The following is a 682-nucleotide window of genomic DNA, read 5'->3' as shown; positions in this document are numbered from 1 at the left end:
AGGCGCGCTGAGTTCGTCGATCCGCAATCCCGCAATGAAGGTCTGGGTGTGCCAGTGTCCGAAGGGCGTATTGGCTTCCAGCCGGGTACCGCGGGCGGATCGGCCCCGCAGTCGTGTCATCCTTGTCGTGACGGCAGTTTCATCGATGAAGACCGGCCGATGCGGCTCACGGCGCATCCTTGGCATTCGCCTGCGCCGCCACTCGTACCTGGCGGCGCGGACCCGTTTGCGCAGTCGCTCCGTCGCGATCAGGGTTTTTTTATGTGAACCCAAGGCGATGGATAAGATATCGCGACAACATCGCCGGTGTGGCGGTGACGGAATGTTCCTGCTGCAGCGCATCGGCCAGTTCAGGCATGGTGATGTCCGGTTCGGCTTCCACCCGCGACTTGAGCCAGTCTGAGACCTTGTCGAGCTTGCTGCGGCGCGGGCGCCCCTGAGGCGCGGCTTACACGCCACCCGTTCGCCTCTTGCGTTGCATGATCCGCACCGCACTTGAAGCCGAAATGCGCAAATGCCGCGCAGCTTCATGGCAGGAAAGGCCATCATCAACCAGAGCGACAACACGCTCCCGAATGTCCATTGATAGCGATTTGCCCATGATCCACCTCCACACATGGTGAATCACAGAATCAGACCCGTGGGAATCCACTCGGTTCAGATTTCAAGGACGCCGCGCTAG

Annotated in this window: 1 pseudogene; it reads right to left on the bottom strand. The window is 60.9% G+C overall.

Annotated features, from left to right (window positions below):
- Positions 1-601 (bottom strand): annotated as a pseudogene (locus tag MAA8898_RS25625) (IS630 transposase-related protein); the annotation flags it as partial.
- Positions 602-682: the final 81 nt, after the last annotated feature.

The organism is Antarctobacter aquimaris (assembly GCF_900184945.1).
GTDB classification, from domain to species: Bacteria; Pseudomonadota; Alphaproteobacteria; order Rhodobacterales; family Rhodobacteraceae; genus Maliponia; species Maliponia aquimaris.
The sequence above is the reverse complement of the archived record's forward strand: the minus strand, read 5'-3'. Positions and strand labels throughout refer to the sequence as shown.